We start from the raw sequence: 24,760 nt of genomic DNA on the forward strand, positions 1-24,760 counted from the left end.
GGGCATATTCACACCAGGACCAATGTTGTGGGTTCTGAAGCAGCCTGTGGCTGCCAGAAAAACTGCAATGAAGCCCAGGATCAAAATTAAGTTTCCCCATGTTTTACTCACGCTTTCCCCCTGAATTATAGTTAAGCAAATCATTCTAGACTTACTTTGCCCCAGTATTTTTGAAGCTTTAACATTTTACAGAAGAGAAAAATAAAATCCAATACTTTTTTATAGTGTGAGATGGACAGGCTGGAGAACTGGATTATAGGATAGGCAAGTTTGACTTATACTCTGCAGGTTGTTTATTTTGGGACTATGAAGAAAATGGACGATTACATTTATTACAGGCAGCTCCCTGCCAAACGGATGGCCTCAGGTGCCCTGTTTTTCGATGCAGCGGAGCGCTTCCTGATTCTGAGGCCGAATTATAAAAAAACCTGGGAGATTCCAGGTGGAGTGGTGGAAAAAGACGAATCACCCATCCAGGCATGCGTCAGGGAAGTGAAAGAAGAATTAGATTTAGTACTTGACCCCGCAAACCTGCCCTTGCTCTGTCTCCAGTATTCGATAGGAGACTCCATCCGCACCGAATCGCTGATGTTCATATTTAATGGAGGATTTCTCAATCGTAAACAGATCTCAAATCTTCATCTGGGCAGCGAAGAATTAATCGAGTCCAGGTTCATGACATTGGATGAATCAAAATCCTTGCTTTCCCCGACCCTATGGGAAAGAGTGAAAAATGCCCTGCAAGCCAGGCGGGACAACAGAGTGTTTTACTTCGAGACTGCAGCTACTTGCTGATCAGTTCCCTGTAAGTCGCGCTTTTCTCGATCAGTTCGGCGTGATTGCCGATCGCTTCCACTGCGCCGTCAGTGAGCACCACGATCCTGTCTGCGCGCTGGGCTGTGGAAAGCCTGTGCGTGACGATCAGCGAAGTGATCTCTGGAAATTCCTGGCTCATGCTGCGCCAGAACTGCTGCTCGTTCTCCGCGTCCAGGCTCGAGGTGACGTCGTCCATCAGGAAAAGCTGCGGCTTCCCGGCCAGAGCCCTGGCTATGGACAGGCGCTGCCGCTGGCCTCCTGACAGAGTTGTGCCGCGCTGCCCGATCAGTTCGTCATATTTTCCTGGAAATTTCTCCACTTCTTCATGGAACTGGGCAATTCCCGCGCAGCCTTTGATTTCCTGCTCTGTCTTGTTCCTCCAGAAATCGATGTTTGTTCTGATGCTTTCCGAAAAGATGTTCGGCTCCTGCTGCACGTATCCGAGCAGGGAGCGGAAATTTTCTTTTTCCAGGGCTGATACAGGGATTCCGTTGATTAAAATTTCACCTGAGTCAGGATTCAGAAATCCGCAGAATAGATTCAGTACCGTAGTCTTGCCCGAGCCTATTTTTCCCACTATCGCAACTTTTTCACCCTTTTTCACCTCAAAGCTGACTGATTTCAGCCCGAACCCTTTTTTCTTCGGATCTGAACTCTCAAGCTTTGCAGGATAAGCGAATCCAACATTCCTGAATTCCAGGGATTCAATCCGGTCGATCTTGCGTTCACCGCAAAGATAATCTGGGTGGTCTGCTTCAAACTCCTCCATGTCGTCCAGTCTGTCGATTGCCACAAAAGACTGGGCTGCAGTTACGAAGAGCGTCGGTATGTCGAGGAGGGGCCAGACAATCATCCCCAGATAGCTGTAAAAAGCGTAATAGGTGCCTACGCTGATCTCGCCTCTGATCACCATCATGCCGCCGAACAGGAGCACCATCACCTGGCCCAGATAATTCATGAACTCGAAATAGACCATGAATAAACCGTTGATCCTGATCAGCTTCATCTGCAGGTCCATCCGCCGTCCGAGTATACCGGCGAAATAATCCGCCTGCGAGGCCTCTGCATTGAATGACTTGACGATCTTGATGCCCGCATAGGCAGACTCCAGAAAGTCATTAGTTTCAGACATGCATTCCTGGTATTTTTTATACCTGGACTCGATCACTGTTTCGAGTTTGATGAAGAACAGGAACATGAAGGGGATCGGGACTATCGAAAGCAGGGCCAGCTTGACCGAAAGTGTCATCATGCTGATCAGGCAGAACAGGATGATGCAGGCTGAATTGAAGCCGCGGAAAATCCCGGAGCAGATGAACCAGGCAATGCCCGGCTGATGCGAGCGCAGGTCTTCAGTGAGACGCGTCACGATATCGCCTGTCCTGTAGCGCAGGAAGAAGCGGTAGTTCTTCTGCAGGATCTCTGCGAAGAATTTTTCGCGGAAAGCCATCTCGAATACCAGATTCATCCGGCCACGCAGGAAGGGATAGAAATTCGAGATCATCAGCCCTACGCCCAAGCACAGTAAAAGTTTGATCACCCGCAGCCTGTCAGCCATCACCGCGTCCATGCTCAATTTTCCCTGTTCGAATAGTTTCAGGTTGCCGACCAGGCCGTCCAGGATGTACTTATAGACAATCGGATAAAGTACGCTGACTGTGGTGGAAAGCACTGTCATCAGCACGAGCAGGAGTACCATGGGCAGCCTGGGTTTGTAATTGTTCCAGACCCATTTCAAGTAATAGAGCTTGGGTTTTTTGAGGCTTCTGACCTTGTCGATCATTGACCCTCCACAGCCTGGATCAGGGAGAGTCTGCGGTATACGCCGTCTTTTCCCATCAGTTCGTCATGCCTGCCTGATTCCACAATCCCGCCGTTTTCGAACACCAGGATCTTGTCAGCGCTCTTCACTGTGGAAAGCCGATGGGCAATGATTATGGCTGTGCGGCCTTCCATGAGTTTTTTGAGCGACTCCTGGAGGAAATGCTCTGTGATCACGTCCACAGACGAAGTGGCTTCATCCAGAATCAAGATGTCAGGGTCCTTGACAAGGGCTCTGGTGAAAGACAAAAGCTGGCGCTCTCCCTGGGAAAGATTTCCGCCGCGCTCAGAAAGATATGTCTTATAGCCGTCCGGCTTTTTCATGATGAATTCATGAGCTCCGAGAAGCTTGGCAGCATCAATCACACGTTCTTCAGGCAGTGACTGATCGAAAAATCTGAGGTTTTCCATGATCGTGCCTGGGAAGAGGTAGATCTCCTGCAATACGAGGCTGATGTCACGCCTGAGCTCGCAGAGTTGGAATTTTCTGTGATCCTGCCCGTCGATGGTGATGGTGCCGCTTTGACTGTCGTAGAAGCGCAGCAGCAGGTTGATGCAGGTAGTCTTGCCTGAACCAGATGCCCCTACAATCGCGATGTGTTCACCTTTTTTGACTGAAAAATTTACGTTTTTCAGCACTGCTTCCTTGTCATAGGCGAAGGTGACGTTCTGAAAGTCGATGCGGTCGGTGAGCTTGATTTTATCGCCGCATGTAAGATCATCGATCACGTCCGGCGGATTGTCCAGCAGGTCGAAAAGCCTTCTGCCTGCGGCCACGCTGCTCTGGAGCTGGGACAAGGTGTGCATCAGGCCCCTGAGCGGACCGAAGAACTGCCGCATCAGTTCCAGATACATGACCATTGTGCCCACGCTCATCTGCCCGGCGTATATTCTCTTCAGGCTGTATGCGAACAGCCCGATCAGCACCAGTACTTCTGAGATCATGTCGAAGCAGGCCCAGAAAATCCCGTATTCCAGAAACTGGGATTTGACTTCCAGATCATATTTGTCCTTCTGTTTATCCATGAGCAGTCTGCCTGCCACATCTTTTTTCGAGTAAAGCTGAAGAAGCGGCACGCCCTGCACATATTCCGCGATGTAACCGGTAAGTTCAGCGTTCTTTTCCCTGACTCTGGTGAAAAGCTTCACCATGTAGGACAGGTAGATATAAAAGAGAACGATCAGAACTGGTGCGAGGAACAGAATCCAGATGCCGAGTACAGGCTGTTCCCAGAAAATCACTCCGACAATTCCAAACAGCATGAATCCCGTGGAGATCAGCATGCCCGTCATATTGGTGAACAGGGCTTCCAGCTTGTCCACGTCGGATTCTGTGCGCGAGAGGAGTTTGCCGGTCTGGTTCTTATCGAAAAAGCGCATGCCCTGGGAGACGACATGCGTGAACACTCTGTGCTTGAGAGTGCGGATGATCTCGGCCCCGGCCCGCGCCAGCACTACAACCTGCAGATAGCTCATTCCGGCTCCGACAGCGAGGCAGAGGATGAAAAAGAGCCCGCAGACAACCGCGCCATGGATATCTCCGGCAGGAATGTATTTATCGATGATCCAGCGCAAAATGAAGGGTCTGATCAAATGAACTCCAGTAATGATGGTGACAGTGAACAGTGAAATCAGGAGCCTTTTTTTCTGCATGGCGAAATAAGGTAATAATCTTCTGAAAAAACTCGGACCGCTTTTACCCATCTGCACAGTTTATTTTACCCGCAGGTGGTTTGCAATCATAGAGAAAGGGACATCAAATTATCTAAGATTTTTGGAGATAATTCCGATATTAATCTTATTATCAGGAGGCATGCTATGTCCATTATGAAAAGAATCAAGGAAATCAACCACCGCCTTGGAAAAAAGGTGGAAGTCAGACCTGAAGATATCGGGGATGTACTCAGAACGAACTTTTTTGAGAGTTCAAAGTTCAGCGTAGGATATCGGTTTTAGCCCCGCATTTTAATACCTGACAATGTTGATGATCTTTTCTTCCACTTCGCCTTCAATGAAGGCGTAAACTTCTACCCATTGTTCGATGCCGCTGTTCTTGAGCTTATGCTTCAACAAACTGTCGATCTGGAAAATGCCTGAAGAATTGGCCATCAGGATCTTGATCTTGATCGGTTTTTCGTCGCCTTTTTCGATGGAAACTTCCTTGATGGCGTATGCGGAAACCGTGTGGATAGAGGTGGAACCGATCTCAGAGAAGGAGATTCTGGCTCTGCCGCGTTTCATGTCCAGAGCGTCGGCAACCCGCAGCGCGCCGGCTTCAATGGTCAGAGGAACTGCCTCTTCGCGGTGTGTGAAAATCGCGTGACAGACGTCTGCGATGATCCTGGCTTTATGTTCAGGCGGATAAAGTCCTGTGATCATGCGTTCCAGAAACATCGGAGCCATCGCAGCTCCGAAGAAGGAATGATGATCTCTATGGACGATGTGCCCGATATCATGGAGAATGCAGGCGAGAAACAGCACAACCTCTGAGTCCTGATAAGTCAGACCATGGTCTTTCTCAATACTGGTCTGGACGCCGTTTTCGTGCAGCATTCTCAGCAGCTTCATGGCGATGTTTGTGACTATGGTGACATGTACTCTGCCATGGTCATTCAGGTGCAGCCGGTCTATGGCTACCACATTTGCGGCTTCCCAGTAAGTCTGAAGCTCAATGTCTGCAGCTGCGATATCGTAGATTTTCTGGAGTTTCTCATTGCCGTGGATTGGGATTTTGAACATTATTTTCTCCATTCGTGCTGGCGGGTAATAATTTTCATGATATCATTTTCGAAAAGACTCCGTACAATGAGCATCTTGTCTTAAGACAAGTGCCGCCAATGAATAAGAGTAGTCAAGCAATGCAAACTGGAGGCAAAGCATGAATGCGGCGGCTAAAGTTATAGATGCATTAATTCTTGTTGGGATGCTAACTTCCGCGACTGCTGATGTGTCTGTTTCAGGATCCTGCGGCATTTCCGGAGCAAGAATCACGCTCTGGAAAGCGAGTTCAATCATCAGGGAAACGACAGCTGATACCAGCGGGAATTTTACTTTTAACGGTATTTCCCCGGCTGCTTATGCACTGACTGCATATAAAGGAGGGTATTTTCCTGGAACGATGCAGATCAAAGCAACAGATAAAAAGCTGGACGGCATTGAGATCAAATTATCCCCGATTCCTGAAATCAGTCTGTCGAATCTCAGTATGTGTATTTCCGGTACTGCAGAAGTGGATCATGACGGGGACGGCACGCTGGAAGCCGTAATCCCTGGTGACCTTATTACAGCCAGAGATGGTGATATCTGCGGACAGTCAGTCGTTGAACAATCGGGAGAATATGGTGCAATGACGATTTATGGAGATGATCCCGCGACTGTTTCGATAGACGAAGGATACCTGGCCGGTGAAAAATTGAATCTGTTTATTAATGGAGCGCATGCTGCAGCCAGTCTCAGTTTCACTAATCATGCAACACAGACCTTGAGTCTTTCTGCCAGAGGAACTGCCAGGCGGATATCTTTGAAATCAGGCTGGAATCTGGTGAGCCTGGGATTGATTCCGGATTCTGATTCAATCGAAACTATTTTTTCCGGCATTGACAATATGAGATACATTTTGGGTTTTTTCCGCAATCCTCCAGACAAAGGAAGCGAAGGATTCAGAACCTATCTGAATCTGCCGGAAGTGAAATCCTTCAGCACTTTGACAGCTCTTGATCCTGATCATGGCTACTGGGTTTACATGACCGGTGACGATACGCTGGAGGTGAGCGGTAACAGAATGCCTGGTAACCATTCGATTTCGCTTGGCCAGGGGTGGAATCTGGCCGGTTACTGGCTGGAGTCCTCACACATCCTGCCGACAGCTCAGAATCAGCTGAACACTTCTATTGCTTCCATCTTTGGCGATACAGCCATCAGTGGAGAAGTGGAGTACATCATGGGATTCTATCGGTTTCCGCCTGATGCCGGAATGGAAGGATTCCGCACTTTTATGAACAACAGTGCTCTAAACTTCAGCACACTGAGGGAATTAACCCCGAACATGGGCTACTGGATATATCTAAAGAACGAAGGCCTGCTGCAGTATGTTCCTGCCATCGCCTCTCTGAATCCACCGCACTGGATATCTGCCAGCGATGCTTCCTTCACTGACAGAGTGAGAGTGACCTGGGGCACTGTCGTTGATGCAGCTTGTTATCAGGTTTTCCGTGCTGATTCGATTACAGGTGCATATTCGGCCGTTTCGTCTCAAATAGCTGAAACTGCCTATGAAGATTCAGGAGTGTCGGCCGGGGTTTTGTATTACTACAAGGTCATGTCGGTAAACAATACTGGCGAGGCAAGTCAACTCAGCGCTTGCGATTCAGGATACTCAGCTTTATCCGGTGACAATAACACCCCTTTTATTACGAGCGTGGAAGTTCTTGGTGATTCTGGTGAAATCACTTTTTTCTACACTTTGTTTGACCCGGACAATGATACCTGCAGCGTGCAGGTCTTTTACTCTCTTGATGATGGTTACAGCTACACCAGATCAGCGAATATCAGCGGGACACTTACCGGAATCACTCCAGGTATCGGAGCTGTTACCTGGAGTTCCAGATCAGACATCACAGGGAATCACACCAGAGTCAGGATTAAAATAGTCCCTGACGATGGATTGAAAGTCGGCCTGGCTGGAGAATCGGGCATGTTTAAAGTGAAAAATGGAGATCTGGCTTCTCTTGCACTCCAGCCGTCAGTAATTCTTCTGGATAAAGGCTATAAATATGATCTTTCCTACATCAGAGTCTTGGCAGAGTATACGGTTGGCAGCAGCACGGAGGTCAATAGTGAAATCTGGAGTCTGACCTCAGGCGGCGGAACAATTGAAGGCAAATTATATTCAGTTCCACTGGATACAGGCAGTGTGATTCTGACTGCAAGTTACACGGAAGGCACAGTGACCAGGACTGCTGAGCTTTTAGTGACAGTAAAGGACCTGCATAACACCGGGGAATGCATTACTGTTTCACTGACCGGAGAGGTGAGCATGGAGTTTGTCAGGATCCCGTCCGGCAGCCTTACCATGGGCAGCCCTGAGAATGAGCCACTTCGGGATACCGATGAAGTGCAGCACACAGTAAGCATCACAAAGGATTTTTATCTTGGAAAATACGAGGTTACCCAGGCTCAGTGGCAGGCAGTGACTGGCAGCAATCCAAGCCATTTTTCCGGTAATCCCAATTATCCGGTGGAGCAGGTTTCCTGGGCAGACTGCCAGGATTTCATCAAACTGCTGAATGATAAGGGCAAAGCCACTTTCCGGCTTCCCTATGAAGCAGAGTGGGAATATGCCTGCCGGGCTGGGACTGTGACGCCATATTACTGGGGAGACTACATTGATGGAAATCACATGTGGTATTTCGGCATGAGCAGTGGACATACACATGACGTGGGTCAGAAACTCCCTAATCCCTGGGGTCTGTATGACATGAGCGGAAATGTCTGGGAATGGTGCAACGACTGGTATGGAGATTATACAGCTTCTCCTGCAGTCGACCCTGCCGGATCGGAATCCGGCCCTGCCCATGTCCTGCGGGGAGGCTCGTGGCTCAGTTTCTCCCAGTACTGCAGATCAGCTTCCCGCGTCTATTTCAATCCTGATTATCATATGACCATGCATCTCGGATTGAGGCTGGTGGCTGAAGCAGATTCAATAGTGACAATGAATTCACTGAAGCTTGATCCGGCAGTGATCAACCTGGATGCCGGGCAGGCGTTTGATCTGTCTCTGATCAGGACATTTGCAGCATATTCGGACGGCAGCAGCGCAGAAGTCTACGGGGAAATCTGGAGTCTGTCCTCAGGCGGAGGTACGATTCAAAACAACGTCTATACCGCTTCAACTGATGCCGGCATTGTGGTCCTGAACGCGAGATACACTGAAGGAGGGGTGACTGAAACTGCTGAGTTGAGAATTACAGTGTGGGCCATCCCTGTCACAGGAGAATGCATTACCCTGCCCCTGACCGGAGAAGTGACTATGGACTTCGTCTGGATCCCTGCCGGCAGTTTTACGATGGGCAGTCCGCCTGATGAACCGGACAGGGAACCTGACGAAGGCCCGCAGCATACCGTGAACATCACAAAAGGCTTTTATCTTGGAAAATATGAAGTGGCACAGTATCAATGGAGGGCAGTGACAGGAAGCAATCCCAGCAATGCCCAAGGGGCTGATTACCCAGACTCGGATTTTTACCCTCTTGAAGGCATTACCTGGGATGATTGCCAGTCTTTCGCTGCAGCTCTGAACGGCAGGGGAACCGGCACATTCCGGCTGCCGACAGAAGCGGAATGGGAATACGCCTGCAGGGCAGGTACCACTACGACATATTACTGGGGCAGCACGATCGAGGATGCATACTTCTGGTATCAAGGGAACAGCGGGGGCACCTTCCATGAGGTGGGAATGAAACTCCCCAATGCCTGGGGCCTGTATGACATGATCGGTGGCATCGATGAGCTGTGCCAGGACTGGTATAATCAGGATTATTACTGCATCTCTCCGGCAGACGATCCACCCGGAGCAGCGCCTGATTTCTACCATGCCCTGAGGGGAGGGTCGTTCTGCACTCCGGTCAATTATTGCCGCTCTGCGAAGCGTTTCTACGACGACATCATCGACTGGTACTGGTACAACGGGCTGCGGCTGGCAGTGAATCGCGAAGCCAGATGGAAGCAGGTGACCCCGGAAATAAGGACAGTTTCCAGCATCAGCCTCTGTCCCGGTGTAATCACACTGAACTCCGGCGACTCATATGATCTGGGAAAAATCACAGTGACAGCGCATTATCTGAACACAGCGCAATCCACCGCTACCGGCGAAGTCTGGAGCAAAAGTTCAGGCTGCGGTACGATCGAGCACAATGTCTATACAGCTCCGGCTGATACCGGAAGCGTCGTCCTGACAGCGAGCTACACGGAAGGCGGCTCGACAGTGAGTACGGATCTGAGAATTACCGTCCGGAACATACCTTCAACCGGGGAGACGATGAGTGTGAATCTGACTGGTGTGCTGTCAATGGATTTCGTCTGGGTACCTGCGGGCAGCTTTGTGATGGGCAGCCCGGATACTGAGCTGGGCCGGCATTCGGACGAAGGTCCGCGGCATACCGTGAACATCAGTAAAGGATTCTGGCTGGGTAAATATGAAGTGACTCAGGACCAGTGGCAGGAAGTGGTCCCCATGGACAACCCAAGCCACTGCCAGGGAGCCGGTTATCCGAATTCCGGCGTCAGACCGGTCGAGGTGGTGTCCTTTAGTTTCTGCCAGTACTTCATTGAAATGCTGAATCGCAGGGGTATTGGTACATTCAGATTGCCCACTGAGGCGGAATGGGAATACGCCTGCCGCGCAGGTACACAGACAGCTTATTATTGGGGGGATACTGCTGATGTGAACTGCATGTGGTATGAAGCCAACAGCGGCGGCGAGTCTCATGCTGTGGGCCTGTTGCAGCCTAATGCCTGGGGGCTTCATGACATGCCGGGTAATGTCTGGGAATGGTGCAGCGACTTGTACGGGCCGTATTCAGACGAGGAAGAAGATGACCCGGCAGGGCCGTCTTCAGGCTCAGAATATGTTTATCGGGGTAGTGGTTATGACTCATACAGCACATACAGCCGGTCCGCAACTCGAGGCCACTCTCCAGATCAGGGAGCCGGCTTTTACAACGGGGTACGCCTGGTAGTCGGCCCTTAACGCAGGGGCTGTTGAGTCTTGAACGCATGAATTCCCGTCGTTAAGCAAAAGAGGCCTATTGGGCCTCTTTTTTCACTGTTTTATTTTTTAAAAAATTATGCCGTTGCTTCCTGGTTGATTGCATCAGTTTTCAGGATTGCTTTCAGATCCTCTTCAGGTGTCGTGATAGTCATCAGATTGAATTTTTCGTTCAGAACTTTCAGTACTGCTGGTTTTACGAAAGCCGGAACTGTCGGCCCGAGGCGCATGCTGCGGATGCCGAGATGCAAAAGAGACAGGAGGATCACTACAGCCTTCTGCTCATACCAGGAAAGCACCAGCGAAAGCGGCAGGCTGTTCACGTCAGTCTTGAAAGCGTCAGCCAGGGCCAGGGCAATTTTGACTGCAGAATATGCGTCATTGCACTGCCCGACATCGAGCAGCCTCGGTATGCCTCCGATGTCCCCGAATTCCAGCTTGTTGAAGCGATACTTGCCACAGGCCAGGGTCAGGATCACGCAATCTTTAGGCACTTTCTGAGCGAATTCAGTGTAATAATTGCGGCCGGGCTTGGCGCCGTCGCAGCCGCCCACGAGAAAAAAATGCCTGATCTTTCCATTTTTCACGGCATCAATCACAGCTGGTGCGACACCCAGGACCGCATTTCGGCCAAAACCGACGGTTATTGTCTTTTCCGGCTCGTCGGCCTTGAAACCTTCGGCTGCCAGTGCGGCTTCGATCGCAGGAGAAAAGTTGCGGTCTGAAATGTGACGGACGCCGGGGTAGGCCACCAGGCCGGAAGTGAAAATCCTGTTCTTATAGGAATCTTTCGGCTTCTGGATGCAGTTGGTGGTCATCAGAATCGCGCCCGGGAATTGGTCGAATTCTTTCTGCTGATTCTGCCAGGCACTGCCATAGTTGCCGATGAAATGCGGATATTTTTTAAATCCGGGATATCCATGCGTAGGCAGCATCTCGCCATGAGTATAAATGTTGATGCCTTTTCCCAGGGTCTGTTTCAGAAGTTCTTCCAGATCTTTCAGGTCATGACCTGAAACAACGATGGCCTTCCCTTTTCTGGGAGTGATGCGGACTCTGGTTGGAACCGGATGCCCGTAAGTGCTGGTATTGGCCGTGTCCAGCAGCTCCATCACCCTGATATTGGTCTCCCCAACTTTCATTGCCAGGCCTACCAGTTCATCAACTGTAAACTTGTCCCTGTTCAGAAAATCGAGGGTTGTATGAAAAAAGGCATAGACACTGTCATCGTCCTGGTTCAACACATGGGCATGATCCGCATAAGCTGCCATTCCCTTCAGGCCATAAAGAACCATGTGGATCAGGCCGGCAATTACATCGCCATGTTTTTTTATGTCCGCTTCCAGGGTGGCATTCTCCCCCTGTTTGATCAATCCGGCTAAATCAGAGGCAGGCTGCCATTCTGCGGCACCGGTGAGTTTTTCTACGGATTTATTATTCAAGGCAGCCGCACTTTGGTATAAATGCATGGCTTTGGATTTTAAACCTGAGGCTTTTTTCAGGAGCTCTGCCATCCGCTGAGGATCAAAATTCACATTCGTGACTGTTGTGAACAGGGCTTCTGTGATAAAAACGTCAATTTCGCGATCTTTAATGCCGAAAATCCTGGCCCGGGTGGCATAGGCTGAAATCCCGCGGCAGGCGTAAACAAGCAGGTCCTGTAATGAAGCGGTTTGATGATCTTTCCCGCAGACTCCTGACTGAGTACAGCCCGTACCTTTGGCGGTTTGCTCACACTGATAACAGAACATGAATACCTCCTGGAGCGTTTTTTATTATTTTTATATTAGTAATAAAGTACTTAAATGTCAATAAAATGTTTTGCTGACCACTGACCAAGGGAAGACTAAAGGCTAAAAGTCGAATCTGAAAGGATGAAGCGTGTTTTCCAAGGCTTTCACCTTCAGTCTTTAACCTTGGTCAGCTGGTCGTATGTTTTGATGATTGCACTTGACGCAGGAGACATAATAAACTACTTCCAGCTATGAGTGCAGGGGGGGCTCATGGTATCCAGCGGTGATTCACCGCATGAAAAAAATATAGAAAAGAGTTTCAGGAGGAAGAGCATGAGTAGGGCGTGTGTCTTTTTAGTTATCTGTTTTTTATCATTTCAAATTTATGCGGGCGAGTGGATTTCTATTGCTAAGAATGGAATCTCACCTGTTAAAACCCTGGTTGGTGAATCACAGGCAGCGATTGCGATCAAATTCACTGTACCTTGTTTCTACCTCGGCCAGGTCCAGATCAACGGGTGTGAATATTCCACAATCTGGATGCCTGAATCCTCGCTGTTTGACCAGAAGGGTTTACCTGAACTTAGAAAGATCACTTCGTTTGTGGCGATACCTGATTGCGAGAGAGCCCAGGCAGTGATCACCTCGAAAAATTACATCGAAAGGCCTGTCTCAGCATTGGCTCCGTCTAAAGGCAGGATCATGAGAAATGTAAATCCGGCGAGCGTGGCCTATGAATTCGGGGAGGCTTATAAAACAAAGGGCTGGTTTCCTGCTGATGATCAGCTGGTAACTGTCTCGGAACCTTTCCGGATGAGAGACATCAATGGCGTCCGCTTATGCGTGGTGCCGTTTCAGTATAATCACGAGAAGAAACTGCTGAGGGTTTATACTGATCTCACAGTCAGCGTGATTCCAGTAGGAGCAACGAAATCCAGAGCGATCTCGGCAGTGACTTCCACAGATTTCGGCAGGCTATATCAGAATCTTTTCATCAATTACAACGCAACTGTCTCCAAGGCGCTGAATGCTCCGGAGGTGAAAAAAAATCTGTTGATCATCGCTGCTGACGATTTCATGCAGGCAGCGGCTCCTCTTAAAGAATGGAAAACCAAGCAGGGTTACAATGTTGACCTCGTGAAACTGTCTGAAGCAGGAAAGACCGCAGAAGAAATCAAGGCATATCTGCAGAAGCGCTATGATGAAGGCAAACTTTGTTTTGTAATTCTGGTCGGAGATGCTGAGCAGATTCCAACTCTCAAGGGTAAAAATGAAAACGCCAATTCAGACCCCTGCTATGTAAAGCTTGCGGGAAATGACAATGTTCCAGATGCTTTCATCTCCAGAATTTCAGCTGAATCAGCTGAACAGGTAGAGTACATTGTGATGAAATCGATCAATTACGAGCAGTTTCCGTCCCAGGGTTCAGACGGAGCCTGGTACAGGCAGGCTCTGGCGATCGCCTCCGCAGAGGGAAGCCCCACTGATTACGAGCGGGTTGATCTGCTCAACAAGGACCTTACCGAGAAACTCGGATTCACAAAGATCTGGAAATGTTACGATTCAGGCGGAAGCAATGATGGCGGCGGCAATGATTATCCTCCTCCCTACGATTACCCTGATGTGAATCCCTGGCAATGGAATCATCCTCCTTATATGGCCAAATCGCGAGACACAGGTGAAACCATTTCCAGCGACAAGAGCGTCATTTTCGATGCTGTAAACAGCGGAGTCAGCATCATCAACTATATCGGCCATGGCGGAGACGATTGCTGGGTGACCAGCGATTTCAACGTTTCTGATTGCGGCCAGCTCAAGAACGGCATGAAGCTGCCTGTGATCTGGTCCGTAGCCTGCGTGAATGGCGCTTTTGTCGGGCAGACCTGCTTTGCCGAAGCCTGGCTCAGGTCAGGAAACAGGAATAATCCCGCAGGATGCATAGGCATAGCCGCGGCCTCCACCAACATGTCCTGGGTCCCGCCCTGCGTCTGGCAGAAACAGATTGTCTGCGAAGAAACCTGCAAAAAGCTTCATGCTATAGCATCTGTACAGAATCTTTACGGGGTTTTAAAGTGCATGGAAGAGAACGGCACTGACGACAGTTCAGACGGCAATCAGCTCAATGAACAGATCCATTATTTCGGTGACGGCACTGTCCAGTTGAGAACCGTAAATTCCAGGGCTGTCAGAGTGCAGAAGGAAATAGTGGGCAGCAGGGTCAGGTTCAGCATAGTGGGTGAAGGCTCAGAGGATTGCCTGATCACAGTCTACGATGACAACCTCAATAATTCCCGCGTTCTGCGGCCAGACAGCGACGGACGGTGCAGCCTGGAACTTCGGCGCGGTGAAACCCGCTACACAGTGACCGGCCCGGACATAATCCCGATTATTGATGAGGAAATTTAGCAGCTGTAATAAGTCCCTCGCTGCGCTCGGGACTTACAACTCTTCTAAACAATATTGAATTCAAACGGCGTTATCAGGGGTGCGGACAGCACCCCTTTTTTAGCTCAGCGCCCTGCTGCTTCCGCAGCAGGACAAGAGCTTCTAACAACAGTAATTGTAAGAAGCTCTAAAAGTGGGATTATCTTGAAATAGGATCTATGTATTCATCGATCCAGACTTCCGGGTAAAAGAGATAGTCCTTGTCACCCCAGATCCTCATTACATCCCCTACATAATAAGTATGCTCAGGAGTTTCTATTTTTTTTGTTTCCCGATTTATCTTATACCAGGGCGAATACTCATGATCCACCGGATTGACAAGAATCTGCAGATCCTGATTCGGATCCCCACCTTGTGCCAGCAGAAAAATCCTGGCTCCAGTATAGGGATTCTCAGCCTCATCTACAACTATCAATGAGCGCTCCCTGAACTTGCCTGTGGAAAAGATGTCTCCGATCTTCAGTTCTTCGAAACCCTGAATCCCCCTGTATTTTTTTAAATTGAAAACTGCTGACTGATTTTTCAGATATTCAGGGAAAAAAGAAACCAGACTTTTGTGATCATAGTTTTTGATCCAGAATTTGTCTGAATAATAGCGATTCTCATATCTCAGGTCAGGCCTGTATCCATAGCACCACCAGAAATAACTCATCCGGCAATTGTTTTCAGCGATGTAGCTGATTTCCTGATAGCGTTTCTGAAAAAACAGGTATTCTGACCAGAGTCTGAAAATAGCGCCCATGCCTTGCTGGCCATTGCGCCAGCCCTGATCTATATCGACAGCTGCCCAATGGGACTCCTGAATCGTCTTGATCTGATTGTGCCGGATCATGACTTGAGATTTTCCCGGCTTCAGGGGCAGATTGCGCAGCCAGTCGGCAAAAGAGTTTTCCGGTGACTGGACACGGTTGAACCCAGGCGGAGTCTGAAGCCTTTTGGGAATCGTGTCCTTCAGTTCAAATGAATCAAGCCAGAAATAGCGCTGGGGCTGATCTGCGGCGCAAGCTGTGAAAGCTGCAACCAGAAAAATACAGAATGCTGTCTGAAAAATCATGCCTGACCTATCGGAAAAATACGGATCCACCAATACAGATGTTCCGCTGATTGATTAAGAATGCAGATGCCGTCATTGACATCCTGAAAGTGATTTTTCTGGACAAAATTACTGTTTCCGGGTATACTGAATTTCAAGTTTGGGGACCGATCAAAATAACTGGATATTAATGAAGCACGCATTCCGTCCGTTCAATTTTATTGTCCTGGCTCTGCTGATTGTTTCAATCAGTGTTTCCGGCTCAGGACGATTCAGCATTACTCCTGTCAGGACCCTGGACGGCCATGATGTACTGCCCTGGGAAAGGATCGAGTGCCTGCAGGACAAATCTTCCAATTTTAAAGTCGAGGCATTCCACGAAAAGTCCCATCTCACTCATAAAGTGCTTTTAAAAGTTTTCGAAGATGAAACACCAAGCTCCGGAACTTTTGCCCTGCATTTTGCGCCGGGCTGGAACAATGATTCAGGACGCAACCCGATCCTTTTAGTGCACGGCGCAGGCGACAACGCCTACCGGGCCTGGGTGCATCCCTGCTCAAACGAGCTGGGGCCTGAAGATACCATCAAATATCCGGGCCTGATGCAGTATTTATCAGGCGAAGGGTTCCAGGTGTTTGCCATTACTTTTGCCCATCCTCACGGCGACAACCTTTATCAGGCAGAAGTGCTCGCTGACGCCATCCAGAGAATCAGGAAAGTCCTGAACAGGGAAAGCGACTCCAGTTTCAAGGTGGACCTGATCTCTCACAGTAAAGGCGGGTTTCCGGTATTCTGCTATCTCTCGAGCATCGGGAAACAGTGCGCAGGCTATCAGTGGCTGACTCCATTCCGCGGCGATGTCGGCCGCTACATAGCTCTGGCCTGCCCGTTCAAGGGTACAGACATGATGTTCAGGTATTATATGTATAACCTGAGTGTGGTTGAAACAGGCTCTGCAGCTCCTCTAGCTCCAAAATCCATGGTTTACATGATGCAGAACCTGGATTTCAGGACATACAACAGGATGTTCACAGGCCAGCTGCAGGTGCTGCATAACTTTTTCAATGATGAAGATCCGATCCCATTTACCCCGGCTTCAGCCACCACTGACATGAATCTGACCATGAATGCCTTATATTTCGGCGGCACCAGCGCTTTCCTGAGCTCAGACGGGATCGACAAGGCGATCATAGCCGGAGGCAACCTGGTCCAAAAGCTCAACAAAACCGGAGCAGATCCGAGCGTCAAGATCACAGTGCTTTGCGGCACCAACAATCTGTTCGACCCTGACATGGAATACTGCAGCCAGAACATGCCGCTCGGAGAACTGATCCCGTCAGACGGAGTGGTCTATCAGCAGAGCGGCGAATACACTGACGGCATCTGCCGCCGCGGCGCGCCCCTGATCATGAAGAAAGTTCTTTATCTCAATCATCTCAATATCTCTTTCCACGACACAGTCAAAGGCTATGTAAAAGAAGCGCTGAGCGAGTAATCAGAACGATCATTCCTGTCAATTGCCTGATTTACTGACCTATGAAAGTAATTGCTTTTCAGCCTGAGCAAATTTGTGGTGTGCAGCCAGATGCTTTACGATGGCTTTGATTTGTGGCGGGTCCTGTCCTGCGGCAACTTTTTCTCTTCTTCGCAGTAGCTCAGATGACAAAAAGTTACCACCGGCCACCCCACATGAATGGAGCGTTTAACATGGAAAATTTGCCGGAATCGTTGTATGATTTATTAAAACATAAGAAGGTCAAGAATGAACAATGCCGATCTTTTAGCCAGGATCACGGTGGATCCAAAGGTAATGGTTGGAAAACCCATTATCCGGGGACTTAGAATCACAGTAGATCAGATTCTCAAAGCTCTGGCATCCGGAGTTAAAGCAGAAGAGTTGCTCGATGATTATCCTGAGCTTGAAAAGGAAGACATCCAGGCAGTTCTGTTATACGCTTCCGAAATTGTCAGCGAAGAACATATTTTTCGTTTAGCAAAATAATTATTCCAACAATGCGGGAGCAACCTTGATTCTTCTTATTCTATCATGCAAAAAATTAGGGCTTATTGGTAAGCAATATCATTGGCAACCCGACATTACTAGATCAATCTTTGGCATTATGTATCTAATTTCTGGAGCATTTTTGACAATCCTTGGAGCTTTAAAATCATTAAGTTCATGTCTGTCAGGCCAACCCTTTTCTCTTTTACTATTTCGATCCTCATTTTTTATACTTGTTCTTTCTGTAATATGGCCCTTTGCATTCCAAATTTACGAGAGTGGAGATGTTGATTGGGTGAGCTTTGCATCATTTTCAATAATCTTTATTCCATTTTTTCTGGCAGCATGTGGAGCAGGCATTCAAGGCTTATGGCTGAAATTACAAGTTTTCAGGGTAAAGCAGATTTATTTTTTTCAATGCTTAATTTTCTCTTCTTTCGTAATTCCAATGTTTAGCACGTTTCTTTTTTGGTTTATCGCCCAGATCATTGAAAGTTATAAGTATTGGGGCTATGTAAGGTTGGATGCTTAAAAAAATGAATGTCTAGCCAATTAGTGTTAGCAAACCATTGTGCACTAATCATCTAATTTGCTCAAAACGAGTAAGCAGCTTAACTTGTGATAAAATAGGGAAAAACAGGCAGGCGGATTTATGAAAAAAGATATTATCGTAAAATTAATGAAGTCCTTTGAAAGTGCTGCGTATGAAGAGAATGGCACAGAATACTGGCTGGCGCGTGAACTTCAGATATTGCTTGAGTACACTGAATGGAGAAATTTCCAGCAGGTAATCGAAAAAGCGAAGACTGCTTGTAAAACCTCCAACCAGGCGGTGTCTGATCATTTTGTTGACGTCAACAAAACGATCCAGATGCCCAAGGGAGCGGAAAAGGAAGTAGATGATTTAGTTTTAAGCCGCTATGCCTGCTATTTGATAGCCCATTCAATGTCAAAAAAGATAATCTTCAGGGTGAAATTCAAATAACCGATGAACACGTTAAAAACAACAGTGATGTCCGGGATCTTCTTGCTAAAAGCGGGATCAAACCCGAAGAGTTGCCGCCAGAAGAGGATGTAAAAAAACTTGAGAGAAGAGTGAAGGCGGAAGATAAGAAACTGTTGAAGAAAAAATAGGAGAGGCACATGTCTGAAAAAATCCTGATCAAGAAATACGAAAACCGCAGGTTATACAGCGTGGCGGAAAAGCGCTATGTATCGCTGGAGGAGATCCGGAAGCTAGTGGCTGCAGGGCATGATGTGGAAGTGATTGACCATAAAAGCGGGGAAGACATCACGCATCAGATCCTGTTCCAGGTGCTGCTTGAGACAGAGAGCGATAAGATTTCCACGCTGCCGGTGTTTTTTCTCAAGTTCCTGATTTCATCTTCGCCTGCCATGCTGACAGACTATTTCGGGAGCTTCTTCGAAAACCAGCTTTCTCTTTATCAGGGGAACCGCGAGGAATATCAGAGGTTTCTGAACCAGTTTTCCGAGTCATTCCTGAACTTCAACCCTGGCGCGTTCCCCAATCCCTTCGCTTCCCTGATGAACCAGAATCCATTTTTCACTACAGGGAAAAAATCTAAACCTGAGCCTGAGAAAAAGCCAGAACCTCCCGCAGAGCCGCTGCCAGCCGATGACGTTGATGATGACGACGATGTGAACGAGTTGCGGGATATGCTTAAAAAGCTTTCCAAAAAAGTGGACAAGCTGGAAAAGAAGAAGAAGCGATAAGAATCGGAAATAAGCCAAATCATCATGCTCACGGAACTGGCTCCTTCGGAGGAGTTCAAAGGCGTTGTCGAAAACTTTGCTAGAAGCACCAACCCGCTGAGGCTGGCCGAGGCATTCGCAACCGAAGATAAGTGAAGTCCTGCAGCCGGGGCTGGCTGCAGGACGAAACGACCGGAGAAGGAGCAGTTCTGCGAGCATGTATAACTGGAAGTAATTTTCAGGCAAATCCATTTTTCGGAGCATAATTTAACCTTGTATTGAGACACGCAAAGGCCCTAACCACGGGCCTTTTTGGATTATGCTGCGATGCGGTATCTGGTAAAATGTCGCAATGCAATAAAATATTCTTGACAAACGATTTAATTCCGATAATAATGGAGAAAATGAAATGCTGCGATGCAGCACGGAGGAAAAATGGAAATGATGAAAGACTGGATGGAAACCTGGGAAAAAAATACGGCAGCCTGGGTGGACGAACTGACTAAGAGCCAGAACTTTGTGAAGAACTATCTGAAGACTTACGAACCGGCTCTGACGGTTTCCAAAAATTTCAGGGAGACCCAGGAGAAGTTTTATGAACTGACTGGAATTCCTTCCAGAGAGGATATCTTCAGAGTGATGCAGAAACTCCAGGATGTTGAAACAAAGATCTCTGATGTCTGCGAGAAACTGGACAGCATAGAGGAGAAAATAGTCAGAATCGAAAAGACGGACAGAACCCCGAAAACAGTGAAGAGCACCAAGACCGCAGGAACCAGCAGGCAGAAAGCCTGAAATCATAGGAGGAACCATGAAAAACTTTTTCTTCAACAACGAATTCATTGAGCTGAGCAGAAAGAACCTGGATTTCACCCTTGACCTGATGAAGAACGGAGCAGAGAGCAATCAGAAGAACGCCAAGAAAATGCTTGAGGAGTATTTCAGCTATCTGACCGGCAACATCGACTTCGTGACAAAAAACTACCAGGAAGCCCTGAAAACCAATCAGGAAATCGCCACCATCTACCGCGAGAATCTCAACAAAGTATGGGAAATGACAAAAAAGGCCACAGAGCCGCCCCAGAAGAACGAGAAGTAAAAAATCAGGTGAAAGCGGAGGCCGGGATCTCCCAGCCTCTGCTGACACCTCCAGAAAGAAGGACCAGATGGATCCAAAAGAAAAAAATCTTGAAGCGCACCTGGACCAGTGTTTTCTGGCAGGCAAAGGGCTGCTGGAGCACATCGCAAAATGGAAGATCGACAATCTGTCTGAAATTAAGGACTGCTGCACAAAATCTGCCGGAAATGACCCACACACCGGTACTGGACTGCTTTATGAAACACCGAATTCGACAATTTACAGGGAAGGGACTTTCCGTCTTCTCAAATACAACCCAAACCCCAGACTCTCTACCCCCCTTCTAATTGTCCCTTCCCTGATTAACAGATATTACATCCTGGATCTGATGCAGGGTAATTCGCTGATCGAGTACCTGACACAGGCTGGATTCTCCGTCTATCTTCTGGACTGGGGAATCCCGGGCAGAGAACAGGATCATCTCAGTTTCGAGCATTACATCAATAAATGGATCAGAAGGGCAGTCACCCAGGTGCTCAGAGATTCCGGCGAGCCGTCCTGCGCTTTGCTTGGATACTGCATGGGAGGCACCATGGCTGCCTGTTACGCGGCAGCAGACCAGAAGCGCATCAATGCCCTGATCTCACTGGCAGCGCCCTATGATTTCTCCGGCGACGATCCGCTTTCCCTGCTGGCGAGGAACATGGATCTGGACAAACTCGTGGATAGCAGAGGATACATTCCGGCCGAACTTCTGCAGGCCGGGTTTCTGATGGCTCAGCCTCTATCTCCGCTGCAGAAAGCCAGATCGCTCTATGACAACAATGACGATGCCAGGAAAAATGATGTATTCCTGCACCTGGAGCGCTGGCTGTCGGACAATGTGCCTTTTCCCAAGGAAGCCTACCGTCAGTATATAAGGGAATTTTACCGGGAAAACAATCTGATTTCCGGGAAATTCAGCCTGAATGGCAGGAAAATCAAATTGTCGGACATTAAAGCCCCAGTGCTTTCCGTGATCGCGACCCGCGATTCCATAGTGCCGGCTAAGGCTTCGCTTGCTTTGAACGAAGCTGTTTCAGGCACTGCCGAAACCATCGAGATCGACGCCGGCCATATCGGGATCGTGATGGGCAGGAAGGCGAAGGAAGCGTGGATGGGAATGACGATGTGGCTGACAAAAGCCTGGGAGAAAGGTTCGAGGTACAATCCAGGATAAATGATCCATAGGGGCAAGGCTCGCCCTTGCCCGTCCGACGAATGTCGGACCTGTGCATAACCAAACCAAAACATCCAGGAGGATAACATGAGATTGAAAGACAAGACCGCCATCATCACAGGAGGAGCCCGCGGAATCGGAAAAGCGATTGCTGCCACATTTCTGCGCGAAGGCGCGAAAGTTGCCATCTTCGACCTTAATGAGGCCGATGCTAATGCCTTCAAACAGGAATTCCCGCAGTATGCGGACAGGATTCATTTCGAGCAGGTGAATGTTACGGAATATCCGTTAATGGAACAGGCGGTTGGGCGCGTGATCAGCAAATACGGGGCAGTCGACGTGATGATCTGCAATGCAGGTATCACCAGGGACGCCATGACCCATAAGATGACCGAAGATCAGTTTGACCTGGTAGTGGACGTGAATCTCAAGGGAGCCTATAATTCCGCGAGGTCAGTCGTGGACAAGATGAGAGATCAGAATCGCGGCAAGATCATTTTCACTTCATCCGTGGTCGGCGAATACGGCAATGTCGGACAGGCCAATTACGCGGCAAGCAAAGCCGGGATCATCGGCATGGCCAAATCCATGGCCAAGGAACTGGCCAGGAAGAATGTCTGTGTGAACGTGGTGGCTCCTGGCTACACCAACACTGAAATGATGAAGACTGTTCCTGAGAAGGTTCTCTCAGGGATCAGGGATAAAACTCCGATGGGTCGTCTGGCAGAGCCGGACGAGATCGCCAACGCCTTTTTATTCTTGGCATCCGACGAGTCGAACTATATTACCGGGCACGTTCTTTCAGTAAACGGCGGGCTGACACTGTAATTCAGAACGATTTTGATACAGGTACACTCGACCGAGTGTACCTGCTTTTTAGTAATGAATATAAGCTATGGACTGATTCCTGCGGAGGCGTTCAAAGGCGTTGCTGAATATCCTGTATGAGGCAGAATCAAGTTCGCAGCCGAAGACAGCCACAGCAGGATTCAGTCCATAGTTTATGTGGCTTTCTGAGAAAAACAAAAAATGATAGAATTGAATTAAAAAAGGAAAAATCGATGTTCAATCCGATGTTAGATGAATTCCAGAAGCAATGGGAAAAAATGATGCTGGAGTGGTTTGAGAAGACCATGAACAGCCCTGAATTCCTGAAATCCATGGGAAATTCATTCGAAGGGGCGTTCAATTCCAAGGCAGTACTTGATGAATGCAAGGCCAGGATGCTGAAATCCATGTCCCTGCCCAGCGAAGAATCAATCGGCAAGCTGGGAACATACATTTTGCGGATGGATTCAAAGCTTCTGGATCTCGAGGACAGACTGGAAGAACTGAAGCAGGATCTTGTGGAAGTGAAAAGATTGGTGAGACCGGAAAAGCAACCCTGTCCGGCCAGATCCGCCGGAAATTCTAAAACATCAGCCAAGACCAGGAAAGCGAGCCGAAAAAATGCCTGAAATCCAGCTGGAAGAACTGCAGAAAAAATGCAATGATTTCTGGAAAGTGCTGGCTGCCTGCAATTATTCAAACGATGCCGAAAAGGAGAAAGCTTTCTGTGAGCTCGGGATCAGCCCGACACCCAGGAAAACTCTCTATCAGGAAAACAGCCTCTGCGTGTATCATTATGAATCTCTTAATCCCACCGGGCTTCCGCTCTTGATCGTACCGTCGCTCATCAACCGAAACTATATTCTGGACCTGCTGTCCGGGCACAGCGTGATTCAGGCCCTGGTCAATTCGGGAGTTTCCTGCTACCTGATCGACTGGGGCACTCCAGGAGTGGAACATGCTGAAATCACGCTTGACGACTATCTCGACACATATATCCACAGGGCAGTGAAAAGGGTTTTGAGGCATTCGGGCAAGTCCAGGCTGCATCTGATGGGACAATGCATCGGCGGGATCATGGCTTCAATTTATGCAGCCAAGTATAGTAAAGACAGCCTGCTGGCTTCCCTGACTCTGCTGACAACACCTATAAACATGGAACATGGAGGCAAACTCTCGCTCTGGATGGATCCGAGACATTTCAACCTGGACTTGACAATCAATTCCTTCAAGCGGCAGGGATTTGTTCCGCCTGAAGTCCTGCACTCAGGGTTTCCCTTTCTGGACGTGAAAATGATGTTTGATAAATACAGGAATCTGTTCAATTTTTCCGATAACGCGGCTTTTGTGCAGCTTTATCGAGCCCTGGACTTCTGGTCACGGGACAACGTACCCTTCCCCTGCGAAGTATTGAGGAAGTTTATCCGTGAAATCTACCAGAAAAACAGCTTTTACCATGAACAGATGGAAATCGGGGGGCAGAAAACCGGTCCATCCTTTATCAATATACCTGTGCACAACCTGATTGCCAGATACGATCATGTGATGCCTGTAGAAGCTTCAGCAGGCTGGCGCAAAAATGGTCATCCCAAAGACCGGGAAACAATTTATGACGGCGGGCATGTCACGATCATCGCCGGACTGCCGCTGAGATTCCAGGTCTATCAGGATCTGGTCGGGTTTTTCAAGACAACAGGTGATTGAGTTAATAAGTTTATAAGTTTGTAAGAGGAGAAGAAAATCTTTTTCCGACTTACAAACTTACACTCATACAATCTTACCAACTTCTATTATGAAGATAAGTTCTTTTTGCAGTGCACAATTTTCACTGCTCCTTGACAAACAAGTATTTAGGTACTAAAATTAGCATTGAGGAGACAGCATGGCTAAATTTATCCAGTTGTCAGAAGCAACGTATCTCGCTATCCACTCACTGGCATTACTTGTCCGCAGCAGGCAATTGCTGAATGTTAAAAAAATGGCGGAAATGACCGGATCATCTGAATTCCATCTCTCCAAAGTAATGCAGTTGTTGGAAAAAGGACGTCTTGTTAAGTCGGTGCGCGGTCCGAAAGGTGGTTTTACCCTGTCTGTGGAACCCCAACAAATAACTCTGCTTTCAGTCTATGAAATGATTGAAGGAAAACTCACTCCTGAAGATTGCCCGTTCGGCAAGTCCGAATGTCCATTTGGAAATTGTCTGCTTGGTGCTGCCATGACCAGACTGGCTAAAAACTTCCAGAAATTTCTGAAAAAAACCACACTGGCGGATTTGGCTGAATAAAGTGGTGGAATTCATCCGGAACC

Annotated in this window: 21 protein-coding genes and 1 pseudogene; 16 read left to right on the forward strand and 6 right to left on the reverse strand. The window is 48.3% G+C overall.

All coding sequences use genetic code 11. From position 1 onward, the window contains the following. Positions 1-306 precede the first annotated feature (306 nt). On the forward strand, positions 307-795 hold the full coding sequence (locus tag PHW04_04015; protein ID MDD2715046.1) for an NUDIX hydrolase: 489 nt from the start codon (positions 307-309) through the stop codon (positions 793-795). Here PHW04_04015 and PHW04_04020 read toward each other — a convergent pair. Together PHW04_04020 and PHW04_04025 are read right to left on the reverse strand one after the other, a co-directional pair. Further along, entirely contained in the window at positions 785-2,599 is a 1,815-nt protein-coding gene (locus tag PHW04_04020) for an ABC transporter ATP-binding protein (protein MDD2715047.1), read from the reverse strand. The genes PHW04_04015 and PHW04_04020 overlap by 11 nt on opposite strands. After that, positions 2,596-4,341 (reverse strand): ABC transporter ATP-binding protein, encoded by a 1,746-nt coding sequence (locus tag PHW04_04025; GenBank protein MDD2715048.1) that lies wholly within the window; start codon positions 4,339-4,341, stop codon positions 2,596-2,598. Before PHW04_04025 ends, PHW04_04020 begins: the two co-directional genes overlap by 4 nt. A 123-nt stretch (positions 4,342-4,464) precedes the next feature. Between PHW04_04025 and PHW04_04030 the strand changes: the two genes are divergently transcribed. Next, positions 4,465-4,593: a hypothetical protein gene (locus tag PHW04_04030; protein MDD2715049.1), complete on the forward strand. Its 129-nt coding sequence runs from the start codon at positions 4,465-4,467 to the stop codon at positions 4,591-4,593. Positions 4,594-4,602: 9 nt separating this feature from the next. Here the strand turns inward: PHW04_04030 and PHW04_04035 are convergent, their stop codons facing one another. Continuing rightward, positions 4,603-5,376 (reverse strand): HD domain-containing protein, encoded by a 774-nt coding sequence (locus tag PHW04_04035; GenBank protein ID MDD2715050.1) that lies wholly within the window; start codon positions 5,374-5,376, stop codon positions 4,603-4,605. Positions 5,377-5,560: 184 nt separating this feature from the next. Between PHW04_04035 and PHW04_04040 the strand changes: the two genes are divergently transcribed. After that, on the forward strand, positions 5,561-10,384 hold the full coding sequence (locus tag PHW04_04040; protein ID MDD2715051.1) for an SUMF1/EgtB/PvdO family nonheme iron enzyme: 4,824 nt from the start codon (positions 5,561-5,563) through the stop codon (positions 10,382-10,384). A 95-nt stretch (positions 10,385-10,479) separates the two neighbouring features. Here PHW04_04040 and hcp read toward each other — a convergent pair whose 3' ends face one another. Further along, positions 10,480-12,153 (reverse strand): hydroxylamine reductase, encoded by a 1,674-nt coding sequence (gene hcp / locus PHW04_04045; GenBank protein MDD2715052.1) that lies wholly within the window; start codon positions 12,151-12,153, stop codon positions 10,480-10,482. A gap of 315 nt (positions 12,154-12,468) precedes the next feature. Here hcp and PHW04_04050 point away from each other — a divergent pair, with 315 nt between their 5' ends. Then, positions 12,469-14,541 (forward strand): C25 family cysteine peptidase, encoded by a 2,073-nt coding sequence (locus PHW04_04050; protein MDD2715053.1) that lies wholly within the window; start codon positions 12,469-12,471, stop codon positions 14,539-14,541. 178 nt (positions 14,542-14,719) lie between these two features. Here the strand turns inward: PHW04_04050 and PHW04_04055 are convergent, their stop codons facing one another. After that, entirely contained in the window at positions 14,720-15,634 is a 915-nt protein-coding gene (locus tag PHW04_04055; GenBank protein ID MDD2715054.1) for a DUF4846 domain-containing protein, read from the reverse strand. 169 nt (positions 15,635-15,803) lie between these two features. On the opposite strand from PHW04_04055, the gene PHW04_04060 reads away from it, so the two are divergent. The 9 genes and pseudogenes from PHW04_04060 (at position 15,804) to fabG (ending at position 22,453) form a co-directional block, all read left to right on the forward strand. Further along, complete coding sequence (locus PHW04_04060) at positions 15,804-17,108, forward strand: hypothetical protein (protein ID MDD2715055.1); 1,305 nt, start codon at positions 15,804-15,806, stop codon at positions 17,106-17,108. Positions 17,109-17,375: 267 nt separating this feature from the next. Next, positions 17,376-17,615 carry a DUF433 domain-containing protein gene (locus PHW04_04065; protein MDD2715056.1) on the forward strand — a complete coding sequence of 80 codons (240 nt, stop codon included), beginning with the start codon at positions 17,376-17,378 and terminating at the stop codon, positions 17,613-17,615. 25 nt (positions 17,616-17,640) lie between these two features. Next, complete coding sequence (locus tag PHW04_04070) at positions 17,641-18,147, forward strand: hypothetical protein (protein ID MDD2715057.1); 507 nt, start codon at positions 17,641-17,643, stop codon at positions 18,145-18,147. A 120-nt stretch (positions 18,148-18,267) separates the two neighbouring features. Further along, a pseudogene (locus tag PHW04_04075) lies at positions 18,268-18,749 on the forward strand (damage-inducible protein D). A gap of 9 nt (positions 18,750-18,758) precedes the next feature. Beyond that, positions 18,759-19,349 (forward strand): polyhydroxyalkanoate synthesis regulator DNA-binding domain-containing protein, encoded by a 591-nt coding sequence (locus tag PHW04_04080; GenBank protein ID MDD2715058.1) that lies wholly within the window; start codon positions 18,759-18,761, stop codon positions 19,347-19,349. A gap of 414 nt (positions 19,350-19,763) precedes the next feature. Next, the gene (locus tag PHW04_04085; GenBank protein MDD2715059.1) at positions 19,764-20,123 is read left to right on the forward strand and encodes a hypothetical protein; all 360 of its coding nucleotides are present in this window, start codon (positions 19,764-19,766) and stop codon (positions 20,121-20,123) included. Positions 20,124-20,139: 16 nt separating this feature from the next. After that, complete coding sequence (locus tag PHW04_04090; protein ID MDD2715060.1) at positions 20,140-20,427, forward strand: hypothetical protein; 288 nt, start codon at positions 20,140-20,142, stop codon at positions 20,425-20,427. A 67-nt stretch (positions 20,428-20,494) separates the two neighbouring features. Then, positions 20,495-21,625: an alpha/beta fold hydrolase gene (locus PHW04_04095; GenBank protein MDD2715061.1), complete on the forward strand. Its 1,131-nt coding sequence runs from the start codon at positions 20,495-20,497 to the stop codon at positions 21,623-21,625. 87 nt (positions 21,626-21,712) lie between these two features. Next, positions 21,713-22,453 carry a 3-oxoacyl-ACP reductase FabG gene (gene fabG / locus PHW04_04100; GenBank protein MDD2715062.1) on the forward strand — a complete coding sequence of 247 codons (741 nt, stop codon included), beginning with the start codon at positions 21,713-21,715 and terminating at the stop codon, positions 22,451-22,453. 48 nt (positions 22,454-22,501) lie between these two features. Here the strand turns inward: fabG and PHW04_04105 are convergent, their stop codons facing one another. Continuing rightward, positions 22,502-22,651: a hypothetical protein gene (locus PHW04_04105; protein ID MDD2715063.1), complete on the reverse strand. Its 150-nt coding sequence runs from the start codon at positions 22,649-22,651 to the stop codon at positions 22,502-22,504. A gap of 35 nt (positions 22,652-22,686) precedes the next feature. On the opposite strand from PHW04_04105, the gene PHW04_04110 reads away from it, so the two are divergent. The 3 genes from PHW04_04110 (at position 22,687) to PHW04_04120 (ending at position 24,737) form a co-directional block, all read left to right on the forward strand. Continuing rightward, complete coding sequence (locus tag PHW04_04110; GenBank protein ID MDD2715064.1) at positions 22,687-23,082, forward strand: hypothetical protein; 396 nt, start codon at positions 22,687-22,689, stop codon at positions 23,080-23,082. Then, positions 23,075-24,157 carry an alpha/beta fold hydrolase gene (locus tag PHW04_04115; protein ID MDD2715065.1) on the forward strand — a complete coding sequence of 361 codons (1,083 nt, stop codon included), beginning with the start codon at positions 23,075-23,077 and terminating at the stop codon, positions 24,155-24,157. The genes PHW04_04110 and PHW04_04115 overlap by 8 nt, the downstream gene beginning before the upstream one ends. Positions 24,158-24,335: 178 nt before the next feature. Next, positions 24,336-24,737, forward strand: coding sequence for an Rrf2 family transcriptional regulator (locus PHW04_04120; GenBank protein ID MDD2715066.1), 402 nt, complete (start codon positions 24,336-24,338; stop codon positions 24,735-24,737). Positions 24,738-24,760 lie beyond the last annotated feature (23 nt).

The sequence above is a fragment of the Candidatus Wallbacteria bacterium genome, from assembly GCA_028687545.1.
In the GTDB taxonomy this organism is placed as follows: Bacteria; Muiribacteriota; JAQTZZ01; order JAQTZZ01; family JAQTZZ01; genus JAQTZZ01.